15 protein-coding genes are annotated in these 12,817 nt (G+C 52.4%); 4 read left to right on the top strand and 11 right to left on the bottom strand.

Annotated elements, in window-relative coordinates:
• Nucleotides 1-50 precede the first annotated feature (50 nt).
• The 4 genes from nusB to nrdR form a co-directional block, all read right to left on the bottom strand.
• The gene (nusB, locus tag OGV75_RS10395; RefSeq protein ID WP_000801129.1) at nucleotides 51-470 is read right to left on the bottom strand and encodes a transcription antitermination factor NusB; all 420 of its coding nucleotides are present in this window, start codon (nucleotides 468-470) and stop codon (nucleotides 51-53) included.
• 19 nt (nucleotides 471-489) lie between these two features.
• Nucleotides 490-960 (bottom strand): 6,7-dimethyl-8-ribityllumazine synthase, encoded by a 471-nt coding sequence (gene ribH, locus OGV75_RS10390; RefSeq protein ID WP_016152034.1) that lies wholly within the window; start codon nucleotides 958-960, stop codon nucleotides 490-492.
• A gap of 86 nt (nucleotides 961-1,046) precedes the next feature.
• Nucleotides 1,047-2,150: a bifunctional diaminohydroxyphosphoribosylaminopyrimidine deaminase/5-amino-6-(5-phosphoribosylamino)uracil reductase RibD gene (gene ribD, locus OGV75_RS10385; RefSeq protein ID WP_016152033.1), complete on the bottom strand. Its 1,104-nt coding sequence runs from the start codon at nucleotides 2,148-2,150 to the stop codon at nucleotides 1,047-1,049.
• A gap of 3 nt (nucleotides 2,151-2,153) precedes the next feature.
• Nucleotides 2,154-2,603 (bottom strand): transcriptional regulator NrdR, encoded by a 450-nt coding sequence (gene nrdR, locus OGV75_RS10380; protein ID WP_016152032.1) that lies wholly within the window; start codon nucleotides 2,601-2,603, stop codon nucleotides 2,154-2,156.
• Between the two features lie 153 nt (nucleotides 2,604-2,756).
• Between nrdR and OGV75_RS10375 the strand changes: the two genes are divergently transcribed.
• Both OGV75_RS10375 and OGV75_RS10370 read left to right on the top strand, forming a co-directional pair.
• Nucleotides 2,757-3,296 (top strand): SadB/YajI family lipoprotein, encoded by a 540-nt coding sequence (locus OGV75_RS10375; protein WP_016155853.1) that lies wholly within the window; start codon nucleotides 2,757-2,759, stop codon nucleotides 3,294-3,296.
• A 298-nt stretch (nucleotides 3,297-3,594) separates the two neighbouring features.
• A complete protein-coding gene (locus OGV75_RS10370; RefSeq protein WP_003021561.1) occupies nucleotides 3,595-4,458 on the top strand; it encodes a nucleoside-specific channel-forming protein Tsx in 864 nt (287 codons plus the stop codon).
• 45 nt (nucleotides 4,459-4,503) lie between these two features.
• On the opposite strand, the gene OGV75_RS10365 is transcribed toward OGV75_RS10370, so the two are convergent.
• The 7 genes from OGV75_RS10365 to queA all read right to left on the bottom strand — a co-directional run bounded on the left by OGV75_RS10365 (nucleotide 4,504) and on the right by queA (nucleotide 11,220).
• Nucleotides 4,504-5,196, bottom strand: coding sequence for a helix-turn-helix transcriptional regulator (locus OGV75_RS10365; protein ID WP_103928969.1), 693 nt, complete (start codon nucleotides 5,194-5,196; stop codon nucleotides 4,504-4,506).
• Nucleotides 5,197-5,219: 23 nt separating this feature from the next.
• Nucleotides 5,220-5,585, bottom strand: coding sequence for a VOC family protein (locus tag OGV75_RS10360; RefSeq protein ID WP_016152028.1), 366 nt, complete (start codon nucleotides 5,583-5,585; stop codon nucleotides 5,220-5,222).
• A gap of 169 nt (nucleotides 5,586-5,754) precedes the next feature.
• Nucleotides 5,755-6,726: a protein translocase subunit SecF gene (gene secF / locus OGV75_RS10355; protein WP_003021550.1), complete on the bottom strand. Its 972-nt coding sequence runs from the start codon at nucleotides 6,724-6,726 to the stop codon at nucleotides 5,755-5,757.
• A 10-nt stretch (nucleotides 6,727-6,736) separates the two neighbouring features.
• The gene (gene secD, locus OGV75_RS10350; protein ID WP_003021547.1) at nucleotides 6,737-8,584 is read right to left on the bottom strand and encodes a protein translocase subunit SecD; all 1,848 of its coding nucleotides are present in this window, start codon (nucleotides 8,582-8,584) and stop codon (nucleotides 6,737-6,739) included.
• Nucleotides 8,585-8,611: 27 nt separating this feature from the next.
• Entirely contained in the window at nucleotides 8,612-8,944 is a 333-nt protein-coding gene (gene yajC, locus OGV75_RS10345; RefSeq protein ID WP_003021544.1) for a preprotein translocase subunit YajC, read from the bottom strand.
• 22 nt (nucleotides 8,945-8,966) lie between these two features.
• On the bottom strand, nucleotides 8,967-10,094 hold the full coding sequence (tgt, locus tag OGV75_RS10340) for a tRNA guanosine(34) transglycosylase Tgt (protein ID WP_003021535.1): 1,128 nt from the start codon (nucleotides 10,092-10,094) through the stop codon (nucleotides 8,967-8,969).
• Nucleotides 10,095-10,149: 55 nt separating this feature from the next.
• Nucleotides 10,150-11,220, bottom strand: coding sequence for a tRNA preQ1(34) S-adenosylmethionine ribosyltransferase-isomerase QueA (gene queA, locus OGV75_RS10335; RefSeq protein ID WP_003021529.1), 1,071 nt, complete (start codon nucleotides 11,218-11,220; stop codon nucleotides 10,150-10,152).
• A 217-nt stretch (nucleotides 11,221-11,437) separates the two neighbouring features.
• On the opposite strand from queA, the gene acpH reads away from it, so the two are divergent.
• Both acpH and OGV75_RS10325 read left to right on the top strand, forming a co-directional pair.
• A complete protein-coding gene (gene acpH / locus OGV75_RS10330) occupies nucleotides 11,438-12,019 on the top strand; it encodes an ACP phosphodiesterase (protein ID WP_019076154.1) in 582 nt (193 codons plus the stop codon).
• Between the two features lie 168 nt (nucleotides 12,020-12,187).
• A complete protein-coding gene (locus tag OGV75_RS10325) occupies nucleotides 12,188-12,790 on the top strand; it encodes a peroxiredoxin (protein ID WP_003021524.1) in 603 nt (200 codons plus the stop codon).
• Nucleotides 12,791-12,817 lie beyond the last annotated feature (27 nt).

Raw genomic sequence — 12,817 nt, 5'->3', positions numbered from 1 at the left:
AAAAGCCGGGGGCAGCGGAAACAAGTTCCACCATCCAGCCGGCCTCGGGATTACTTTTTGTTGGGGCGAATCACAGGTGCTGCTTTATCCAGTACGCCGTTCACGAATTTATGGCTGTCTTCAGCGCCGAAGGTTTTCGCCAGTTCAATCGCTTCGTTGATGGCCACTTTGTACGGCACATCACTACGTTTAGACAGTTCAAACAGCGCAATACGCAGCACGGCTTTTTCTACCTGACCCAGCTCTTCCAACAGACGAGACAGATAAGGCTTCATTAATCCATCCAGGTACGCGCTGTTAGTCGCCACCCCGGACAGCAGTTCACGGAAATACAGAACGTCGACATCTTTTACGTCCTGTTCCGCCAGGAACTGGTATTCAACATCAGCGATGTCGTTCTGGGACAACTGCCAGGAGTAGAGCGCCTGGACGGCACACTCACGGGCGCGGCGACGAGCAGCAGGTTTCACGGATTTCCCCTTACAAAAATCAGGCCTTGATGGCTTTCAATACATTAATCATTTCAAGTGCAGTCAGTGCAGCTTCTGCGCCTTTGTTGCCGGCTTTAGTGCCAGCACGTTCGATGGCTTGTTCAATACTTTCGGTGGTCAGAACACCGAAGGCTACCGGAATACCACTGTCCTGAGCGACATGCGCCAGGCCATTGCTTGCACCGCCAGCCACATATTCGAAGTGCGCGGTACCACCACGAATCACCGTACCTAACGCAATCACCGCGTCGTATTTACCGGATTTTGCAAGTACTGAGGCTGCCAGCGGCAGCTCATACGCGCCCGGAACCCAAACGACGGTAATGTTTTCATCTTTAACCTGACCAATACGTTTCAGGGCGTCGATCGCACCTTCCAGCAGGCTGTCATTGATAAAGTTGTTGAAACGCGCAATGGTGATGGCGACGCGAGCGTCCGGGGTAGCAACGTTAGCTTCAATAATGTTCATATTCTTCCTTCGGATTCACTGGACCCCGCAGGGGGGCGGATTTTATCATAATAATCTGTGCGCTGCTTCCCTTTCGAACCGGGAGATCATGCGCCCACTAAATGCAGGCAAAGGTCCGGACCTACATGGCGTATTTCGTTGAATTTGAAATGGGGGGCGTCAGCCAGTTTCTCAAGGCCTGGAAGCACACATAATCCTCGTGCATCGCTGCCTAACAGTTTAGGCGCAACATACACGATTAGCTCATCGACCAGACCGGCCTGTAATAACGCGCCCGCAAGCGTTGGACCAGCTTCAACCCAAATGCTGTTAATTTGCTGCTTGCCCAGTTGCATCATCAGCACCACCAGATCCAGATGCCCGTTATGTTCCGGCACCTTCAGGCTGCGCACCGTCTCCGGCCAACTACGAGGATCATCTTTTGTCCGGGCAATCCAGGTTTCTCCAGGCTGTTGCACAATACGGTGTTCCGGCGTGACCTGATTCTGGCTATCAACAACAATGCGGATAGGCTGGCGCAGATTTTCCTGCGGGTAACTCGCCTGGGTTGACTCCCCAAGTTCCGACCAACGCACGGTAAGCTGAGGGTCGTCAGCCAACACCGTAGCGCTGCTGGTTAAGATGGCGTGGCTTTGCGCCCGTAATCGTTGCACATCGCGACGCGCCTGTGGCGAGGTTATCCACTGGCTTTCACCACTGGCCATCGCCGTACGCCCATCAAGCGACGCACCAAGTTTAAGCTGCACGTAGGGGAATCCCGTACGCATACGCTTGAGAAAGCCTTTATTAAGCTGCTCAACCTCGCTCATCATCAGCCCGTGACTGACGTCAATGCCCGCCTGCTGCAAACGGTAGAGACCACGACCTGCTACCTGCGGATTGGGATCCTGCATCGCTGCTACCACACGTGACACGCCTGCGGCAATCAGCGCATCGCAGCACGGGGGTGTACGACCATGATGGCTGCAGGGTTCAAGCGTTACATAGGCAGTCGCCCCTTGCGCTTTTTCTCCAGCCATGCGCAGAGCGTGGACTTCGGCATGCGGTTCGCCCGCGCGGTGATGATACCCTTCACCGACGATCTCCCCATCTTTGACAATCACGCAGCCCACGTTGGGATTGGGGTGAGTGGTAAAACGTCCGCGCGCAGCAAGCTTCAGCGCGCGCGCCATGTACAATTCATCCTGCATGGCTTAGTCCTGTAGGCGAGCAATCTCTTCGCCAAATTCTTTGATATCTTCGAAACTCCGGTAAACCGAGGCAAAGCGGATGTAGGCGACTTTATCGAGTTTTTTCAACTGCTCCATCACCAGGTTGCCGATCATTTTGCTCGGCACCTCACGCTCGCCAGTCGCACGCAGTTGTGATTTGATATGGTTCAACGCCATTTCGACGTCATCTGAGCTGACCGGACGTTTCTCAAGCGCTCTGAGCATGCCGCTGCGCAGCTTATCTTCATTAAAGGGTTCACGCACATCGTTGCTTTTCACAACGCGTGGCATGACAAGTTCAGCCACTTCAAAAGTGGTGAAACGTTCGTTACAGACCAGACACTGCCGACGGCGGCGTACTGAGGAGCCCTCGCCTACAAGACGAGAGTCAATTACCTTAGTGTCTACGGCGAAACAGAATGGGCAATGCATACGGCGTCCTGTCCTCAGTGGTTAACAGAAATCTATTTTACCCTGAACTGGCGTGACAACAAAGGCGCAGCGCTTTTGAGACAAAGGATCGATGCCTTCGTGCTCGGTGCGCACTACCATTATGCTATCGCGACAATGAAGGAAGTAATCACAATGACAAGACGTTACCTAAGAATTCTCCTGGTGGGAAGTCTCTTTAGTCTTAGCGCATGCGCACAGCAAAGCGAAGTACGCCAGATGCATCAAAGCGTTAGCACGTTGAATAAAGAGATGACACAGCTAAATCAGGAAACGGTAAAAATTACACAACAAAATATGTTGAATGCCAAATCAACCAGCGGAGCCTATCTGCTGCCGGGTTCCAATACACCAGCCCGACTGGACAGCCAAATTGGCATGTTACGGATGTCACTTGTCAATATTGCGCCGAACGCCGACGGCACGCGGCTCACATTACGTATTCAGGGTGAATCCACTACGCCTTTACCCGCCTTTAGCGCCACCGTCGAGTATGGACAAATTCAGGGCACCACGGATAACTATCAGGAAACGAACGTTCAGAACCAATTGGTAACGGCCCCGGCAAGTATCCTTGCTCCCAGCGACGTAGACATTCCGCTGCAGATAAATGGCCTTTCTCCGGACCAGTTAGGATTTGTTCGTATCCACGACATCCAGCCTGTTAATCAATAAACTTTTTTGCGGGACGTTTTGTGCGTTCCGCAACATCACTCCGGCCCGTTTTGTTACTCACCTGACATAACCGATATTTCTGGTAAAACTTGGCAACATTCATGGGAGCCAGTACAATTCACCGCCTAAAGTAAGCAAACGTGAACGCAATCGATTACGTAAATGATAGAACTGTGAAACAACACATATTTTTGTGAACAATGATTTTTATAATAGGCTCCGAAGAAACACGAAATATTTAGAAACGCAATTTGCGCCTTTTTCACTCCCGAAAGGGATTTCAAACAGTGGCATACATATGAAAAAAACATTACTTGCAGCCGGTGCAGTGCTGGCGCTCTCCTCGTCTTTTACTGCCAACGCTGCAGAAAATGACAAACCGCAATATCTGTCCGACTGGTGGCACCAGAGCGTCAACGTAGTGGGAAGCTACCACACCCGTTTCTCCCCGAAACTGAACAACGACGTTTATCTGGAATACGAAGCGTTTGCCAAAAAAGACTGGTTTGACTTCTATGGCTACATCGATATTCCGAAAACCTTCGACTGGGGTAACGGCAACGATAAAGGCATCTGGTCTGACGGTTCCCCGCTGTTTATGGAAATCGAACCGCGTTTCTCCATCGATAAACTGACCGGTGCTGACCTGAGCTTTGGTCCGTTCAAAGAGTGGTATTTCGCCAACAACTACATCTACGATATGGGTGATAACAAAGCCAGCCGCCAGAGCACCTGGTATATGGGTCTGGGTACCGATATCGATACCGGTCTGCCGATGGGTCTGTCCCTGAACGTGTATGCTAAATACCAGTGGCAGAACTATGGCGCATCCAACGAAAACGAGTGGGATGGCTACCGTTTCAAAGTGAAATACTTCGTGCCGATCACCCAGGTTTGGGGCGGCCAACTGACCTACATCGGCTTCACCAACTTCGACTGGGGCTCCGATTTGGGTGATGATCCGAACCGCACCAGCAACTCTATCGCTTCCAGCCACGTCCTGGCGCTGAACTACGATCACTGGCACTACTCCGTAGTAGCGCGTTATTTCCATAACGGCGGCCAGTGGAAAGGTGGAGATACTCTGAACTGGGGCGAAGGCGACTTCAGCGCGAAATCTACCGGTTGGGGTGGTTACCTGGTCGTAGGTTACAACTTCTAATCCTGCCAATTTATCGCAGACAAGCCAGCTTAACCGCTGGCTTTTTTATGGCTGGTCTTCACAGCGTACTTTACGTAAAAAATCACTTAGCGAGCGATCTGCAGATTCACGAAAATGCCTGTCGAGCGGCGTGATCTTCAGACAACGATCAACGCGAAAGCAGCGATAATCGTTACGTTTCTCGCACCAGGCAACCAGCAACCAGTGCTCACCCCAGAAAAATAACCCCAGCGGCTGAACGTCGCGCCAGGAGAGATTCCCTGACTCGTCGCGATAATGCAGCGCCAGCACCTGCTGCGCCGAAACCGCGCGATGTATGAGATCAAAAGCACTGCGTGAATGCGGCTGATTGCCAAAATCTGGCGCGAAAACCCGCGTTTGCTCGGCTCTGCGCCGACACTCTGGCGGCAATATCGCCAGCACTTTTTCCTGCGCGGATTCCAGCGCCTGTGAGAGTGAATCCCCGCCCCATGTTTTCAGCAACCGAATCGCTACCATTAACGCTTCAGATTCGCGATGCGTTAACATCAACGGCGGCAGATCAAACCCCGCCATTAAGCGGTATCCACTGCCCACTTCTCCTTCAATGGGCACGCCGGATAAAGAGAGATCGCGGATATCGCGATAAATCGTCCGTTCAGAAACCTCAAGACGTTCTGCCAGCAGCGCCGCCGTTGTCACTCGCCTGCCACGCAGGATTTGTACAATCTGAAACAAGCGGTCGGCGCGTCTGGTCATTTTAATCCTCAGTCCTGAAAATATTACGCGGGTTGATGTAAACCAACGCGATTGCCTTCGCTGTCAGTAAACAGCGCAATAGTGCCAATATCCTGCCCCAGTTCAAGCGGACCAAACACGCACTGGCCGCCAGCGGTGGCGACGCGTTTAAGCGTTGCAGCCAAATCGTCCGTATGCAGATAAATAATAGCGCCCTGCGCTGAAGGCGTAATACCGTCAAATTTAGCCAGCGCCCCGCCGGGAGCGGGATCCTGATGTGGAAATACGGCCAGCTCCGCGCTGTCCATATTCTCACGACGCAAAGAAACCTGCATCACTGGCTCATAAAAAGCAATGGCGCGCTCCATTTGTGCCACGGGGATTTCAAACCAGCTAATTACGTTATTCATACTTCCTCCTGCCTGTGTGGGTAATCTCAGAAGGACTATAAGACAGGGCTACTGACAGCATACTGTCAGTAGTATGGCGACCGGATAAGATAATGGACTGCTAGCAAATCGCAGGCAAAAAAAATCCCGACCTTGCGATCGGGATTCCAGTATCTTCACTCTTAATAGTTTAAGGCAGAATTGACGGTTGATCCGCCCCTTCTTTCTCAACCTTCTGCTGCAGCATGTGCTCACGCTTCATACCCAGCTTCAGCGCCAGCGCCGATGCTACGTAGATAGAAGATGCAGTACCGATGGAAACACCGATCAGCATCGTCAGCGAGAAGCCTTCCAGTACCGGACCACCGAACAGGAACAGCATCAGAATAACCATCAACGTCGTACCGGACGTAATCAACGTACGGTGCAGCGTCTGAGTCAATGACACGTTAAAGATTTCGTAAGGCGTACCGCGACGAATTTTGCGGAAGTTTTCACGAATACGGTCAGATACGACGATACTGTCGTTCAGCGAGTAACCGATTACCGACATCAACGATGCGACGATAGTCAGATCAATCTCGATATGGAACAACGACAGGATCCCAAGTGTGATAATCACGTCGTGCGCCAGAGCGATAACTACCCCTGCCGCCAGTCGCCACTCAAAGCGGAAACCGACGTACACCAGGATAGATATCAACGCCGCCATCAGCGCCATTGCACCGGTTTGCGCCAAGTCTGCACCCACGCTCGGACCCACGAATTCAATTCGCTTCACCGCGGCGTTTTGGTTGGTGGATTCGTTAATCACACTCAACACTTTGCTGCCCAGTACCTGACCGCCGTCTGCGCCTTCAGTTGGCGGCATACGCACCATAATGTCGTGGCTGCTGCCGAAGTTCTGCAGAAGCGGATCAACAAAGCCCGCTTTCTCCAGCGCATCGCGCATCACGTCCATATCGGCCGGTTTTTCCAGCGTGATTTCAATTACCGTACCACCGGTGAAATCGAGACCCCAGTTAAACCCGCGTACGCCCATCACCACGATGGCCGCAATCAGCAGGAAACCTGAAATGCCGAAAGCCCAGTAGTCCCAGCGCATAAAGTCCCAGACTTTACGGCCGTGGTTCAATTGTTCAACAGTATATTCCTGTGCCACTTCGCACTCCTCAGATTGACAGCTTTTTGACGCGCTTGCCGCCATACAACAGGTTTACGATGGCACGTGTACCGACAATCGCGGTAAACATCGACGTCGCCACACCAATACCGGTAGTAATCGCGAACCCTTTAATTGCCCCGGTGCCAACTGCGTACAGGATAATGACCTTAATCAGCGTCGTAATGTTCGCATCAAAGATGGAGCTGAATGCACCCGCATAACCTTCATTGATGGCCTGCTGCACCGAACGCCCGTTACTCAACTCTTCTTTGATACGTTCGTTAATCAGTACGTTCGCATCGACCGCGACGGCAAGGGTTAAGACGATCCCCGCAATCCCCGGCATACTCAGCGTAGCGCCCGGCAGCAGCGACATAATACCGACAATCAGTACCAGGTTAGCAATCAGCGCACTGGTCGCGATCAGACCGAACTTCTTATAGAAGAAGATCATGAACAGGATAGACACCACCAGACCGGCCAGACACGCTTCCAGACCCTGTTTAATGTTCTGCATACCCAGGGTAGGACCGATGGTACGTTCTTCAACAATCTGAATCGGCGCAATCAACGCACCGGCACGTAACAGCAGAGAAAGCTGACGAGCTTCGTTCGGGTTGTTAATACCGGTGATACGGAAGCTGTTGCCCAGGCGAGACTGGATGTTGGCGATGTTAATCACCTCTTCCTGTTTCACCAGCACTGCGCGACCATTGGCATCTTTTTTACCGCTGTCTTTGTACTCCACGAACAGGGTCGCCATCGGCTTACCGATGTTGTCCTTGGTGAAGTTGGACATGATGTTACCACCCGCGCTATCCAGCGAGATGTTAACCTGCGGCTGATTGTATTCGTCCTGGCTGGAAGTGGAGTCGGTGATATGATCACCGGTCAGGATCACGCGTTTGTACAGCACAACCGGCTGACCTTCACGAGACTGTTTCACTTCCGAATCACCCGGTACACGCCCGGATGCCGCAGCAGACTGGTCAACGTTGGTATTCACCAGACGGAATTCCAGCGTCGCGGTAGCGCCCAGAATTTCTTTCGCACGCGCGGTATCCTGAATGCCTGGCAGTTCGACCACAATGCGGTCAGCACCCTGACGTTGGACCACCGGCTCAGCAACACCCAGTTGGTTAACACGATTACGCAGAATGTTGATGTTCTGCTGTACCGCGTATTCACGGGCTTCGCTCAGGCGCGCATCGGTCATCACCGCACGCAGAGCATTGCTGCCCTGGCTGGAAATAACCAGATCCTGGTGACGCTTGCTCAGGTAAGAGATAGCTTCATCACGGGCGCTGCTATCACGGAAGGTGATGCTCAGACCGTAGTTATCTTCTTTGCGAACGGTAGTATAAGGAATGCCTTTTTCACGCAGATCGCTGCGCAGGCTATCGATATTTTGTTCCTGCAACTTACTCAGCGCGGTGTCCATATCCACTTCCATCAGGAAGTGAACGCCGCCACGCAGGTCAAGACCGAGTTTCATCGGTTCTGCGTGAATGGCTGCCAGCCAGCGTGGAGTTGCCGGTGCAAGGTTAAGCGCCACGACGTATTGATCGCCCAATACGCCCATTAACACTTCACGTGCGCGCAGTTGGGTATCAGTGGAGTCGAAGCGCGCAAGAATAGCACCCTCTTCCAGAGCCACAGACTTAGGTGTGATTTTATCTTCTTGTAACGTTTTCTGGACCTGGATCAGCGTTTGCTCACTGGCGGCGGCACCGCGCACGCCAGTGATTTGAACAGCCGGATCCTCACCATACAGGTTGGGAAGCGCATAGAGCAGACCGACGACAATAACGACGATCAGCATGACATACTTCCACAAAGGATAACGGTTTAACACGGCAGTTCCCTTTGGGAAAACAATAAATTACAGCGCCTTCATGGTGCCTTTCGGCAGAACGGCAGCTACGAAATCACGTTTAATAACCACTTCAGTGGTGTCGTTCAGCGCGATAGCGATGTAGCCAGATTCTGCTACTTTGGTCACGCGACCCACCAGACCACCGTTAGTCAGCACTTCATCGCCTTTCGCAATGGAGTTCATCAGATTTTTGTGTTCTTTGGTGCGCTTTTGCTGCGGGCGCAGGATCATGAAGTAGAAAATCAGACCAAACACCACCAGCATCAGAATCAGAGACATCGGGCTGCCCTGCGCCGGAGCACCTGTTGCCGCTACCGCATCAGAAATAAAAAAGCTCATTCAAATTCCCTCATTATTAAAATTAATCAACGTTCACAGGTGGAACTGGTCTACCCTGACGTTGGTAAAAATCGGTCACGAAGCTCTCTAATTTACCCTCTTCAATAGCCTTGCGTAAACCCGCCATCAAACGCTGGTAGTAGCGAAGGTTATGAATCGTGTTGAGTCGCGCGCCCAATATTTCGTTGCAACGGTCGAGATGATGCAAGTAAGCGCGCGAATAATTGCGACAGGTGTAGCAATCACACTCAGCATCGAGTGGACTGGTGTCGCTTTTATGTTTCGCGTTACGAATTTTTACCACGCCGTCAGTCACAAACAAATGACCATTACGGGCATTTCGCGTTGGCATCACGCAGTCAAACATATCGATACCGCGACGTACGCCTTCAACCAGATCTTCTGGTTTGCCGACGCCCATCAGGTAACGAGGTTTATCTGCCGGAATCTGTGGGCATACATGCTCCAGGATGCGGTGCATATCTTCCTTCGGCTCACCGACAGCCAAACCGCCGACAGCGTAGCCATCAAAACCGATGTCTACCAGACCTTTAACGGAGATATCACGTAAATCTTCGTAAACACTGCCCTGAATAATGCCAAAAAGCGCATTTTTGTTGCCGAGGCTATCAAAACGATCCCGACTGCGCTTCGCCCAACGCAGAGACATCTCCATCGAGCGTTTAGCATAGTCCCAGTCGGCCGGATACGGTGTACATTCGTCGAAGATCATGACGATATCGGAACCGAGATCGTATTGAATCTCCATTGATTTCTCGGGATCGAGGAAAATCGGATCGCCGTTGATCGGGTTACGGAAATGCACGCCCTGCTCGGTAATCTTACGGATATCACCCAGGCTGAAAACCTGGAAGCCGCCGGAATCGGTGAGGATTGGCCCTTTCCACTGCATAAAATCGTGCAGATCGCCATGCAGTTTCATGATTTCCTGCCCCGGGCGCAGCCACAGGTGGAAGGTGTTACCGAGGATAATCTGCGCGCCAGTTGCTTCAACTTCTTCCGGCGTCATGCCTTTCACGGTGCCGTAAGTACCGACCGGCATAAAAGCAGGTGTTTCTACTACGCCACGATCAAAAACCAGGCGGCCGCGGCGAGCGCGACCGTCTGTGGTATCCAGTTCAAATTTCATCTTAACTCCTGCGTCAGAAAAACAGTCCGACGTTTTAAATACTCATATCGCGGATTTATTCCCCGACACGCTCAGAAATAGCCTGCGGATTGTACGTGATAAACATCGCATCACCGTAACTAAAAAAGCGATATTCCGCTTTTACCGCTTCATGATAGGCGTGCATGGTGTTTTTATAACCAGCAAACGCGGAAACCAGCATGATCAGCGTTGATTCCGGCAGGTGGAAGTTGGTTACCAGGGCATCAATCACCTGATATTTATAGCCAGGATAAATGAATATTTGCGTATCGCCGAAAAACGGCTCGATAAGGTCGTTTTTGGCCGCCTGTGCCGCGCTTTCCAGTGAACGTACGGAGGTGGTGCCCACCGCAATCACGCGGTTGCCGCGCGCTTTTGCCGCCAGCACAGCATCAACGACATCCTGCGGCACTTCCGCATATTCGGAGTGCATGATGTGATCTTCGATGGTGTCTACGCGCACCGGCTGGAAAGTCCCCGCGCCCACGTGCAGCGTGACGAACGCCATTTCAATGCCTTTATCGCGCAGCTTAGCCAGCAGCGGATCGTCAAAGTGCAGACCCGCAGTCGGCGCGGCGACCGCACCGGGTTTTTCGCTATACACGGTCTGATACAGCTCGCGATCGGCGTCTTCATCCGGACGGTCAATATACGGTGGCAGCGGCATATGGCCGATGGCGTTAAGGATATCCAGCACGCTGCGCTCGTCGTTAAACTCGACTTCAAACAGCGCGTCATGGCGTGCCACCATCGTTGCTTTAATACTTTCGTCGTCGCCCAGCAGCAGCTCGGCCCCCGGCTTTGGCGCTTTCGAGGCGCGAATATGCGCCAGAATACGTTTGTCATCCAACATACGCTCGACCAGCACTTCGATCTTGCCGCCGCTGGCTTTACGGCCAAACAGACGCGCCGGAATAACGCGGGTGTTGTTAAAGACCAGCAAATCGCCAGGGTTGAGCTTATCGAGCAAATCGGTGAAAGTACCGTGCGTCAGCGCGCCCGTCGGCCCGTCCAAAGACAGCAAGCGGCAACTACTGCGCTCAGCTTGCGGATAGTGGGCAATCAGGGATTCGGGTAGTTCAAAGGTGAAATCGGTAACGCGCATGACACTGACTCAGACTAAAATAAGAGGCGGGTAGTCTAGTGCCGGGGCGTCCTCCCTGCAACCTTTACCCCTCAAGTTAAGAGACATAATCTATACACAAAATCATTCAAGATGCATCGAGGCGGCAACTGAATGAGTCCCCGGGAGCTTACTCAAGTAAGTGACTGGGGTGAGTGAAGACAGCCAACAAAGAGGCAGTTTGAAGGATGAAGTGGATATGAATTTTCTTGCACATTTGCATCTGGCTCACCTCGCCGACAGCTCGCTTTCCGGCAATTTGTTGGCCGACTTTGTCCGGGGCAATCCGGAAACGCACTATTCGCCTGACGTGGTGGAAGGCATCTTCATGCACCGTCGTATCGACGTGATGACCGATAACCTGCCGCAGGTGCGTGAAGCCAAAGAGTGGTTTCGCAGCGAAACGCGCCGTGTCGCGCCGATTACGCTGGACGTAATGTGGGATCATTTTCTGTCGCGCCACTGGTCGGAAATATCCCCCGACTTCCCGCTGGCGGACTTTGTGCGCTATGCTCGCACCCAGGTGACCACTATTTTGCCTGAATCGCCACCGCGCTTTATCAATTTAAACAACTATATGTGGTCAGAGAAATGGCTTGAGCGCTATCGGGACATGGATTTTATCCAGAACGTCCTGAATGGCATGGCCAGCCGCCGCCCACGACTCGATGCCCTGCGTGACTCATGGTATGACCTGGATACGCATTACGATGCGTTAGAGGAACGGTTCTGGCAGTTTTATCCGCAAATGATGGAACAGGCGCAGCGTAAAACCCTTTGACTACAGCCCGTATTAGCCGCCGGATAAGCAGTAGCCGCCATCCGGCAAAAGATTGATAGACAAAACCTGTCTCATTGATTGCCAGCGCCTCTTTGTCTTATTCGCGAACACTCTCTATACTGGCCCGCGTTGCGTTCCAAAAAACCCTTAACATTGCAGGAGAATTATATGGTACTGGTAACTCGTCAGGCTCCGGATTTCACAGCAGCTGCGGTACTGGGTAGCGGTGAGATCGTTGAAAACTTCAACTTCAAACAGCATACCAACGGTAAAACTACCGTTCTGTTCTTCTGGCCGATGGACTTCACCTTCGTTTGCCCGTCTGAACTGATCGCTTTCGACAAACGTTACGAAGAATTCCAGAAGCGCGGCGTGGAAGTTGTTGGCGTTTCCTTCGACTCTGAATTTGTCCACAACGCATGGCGTAACACCCCTGTCGACAAAGGCGGCATCGGTGCAGTGAAATACGCAATGGTTGCTGACATCAAACGCGAAATCCAGAAAGCCTACGGCATCGAGCACCCGGAAGCGGGCGTTGCTCTGCGCGGTTCTTTCCTGATCGACGCTAACGGCGTTGTTCGCCACCAGGTGGTTAACGATCTGCCGCTGGGTCGTAACATCGACGAAATGCTGCGCATGGTTGACGCGCTGCAGTTCCACGAAGAGCACGGCGACGTTTGCCCGGCACAGTGGGAAAAAGGTAAAGAAGGTATGAACGCGTCTCCGGACGGCGTGGCAAAATACCTGACCGAGAACGTTTCCAGCCTGTAATTGGCATGAATCGTAAGAGGCCCGCAA

Source organism: Citrobacter sp. Cb028, from assembly GCF_030336705.1.
GTDB classification, from domain to species: Bacteria; Pseudomonadota; Gammaproteobacteria; order Enterobacterales; family Enterobacteriaceae; genus Citrobacter; species Citrobacter braakii.
The sequence above is the reverse complement of the archived record's forward strand: the minus strand, read 5'-3'. Positions and strand labels throughout refer to the sequence as shown.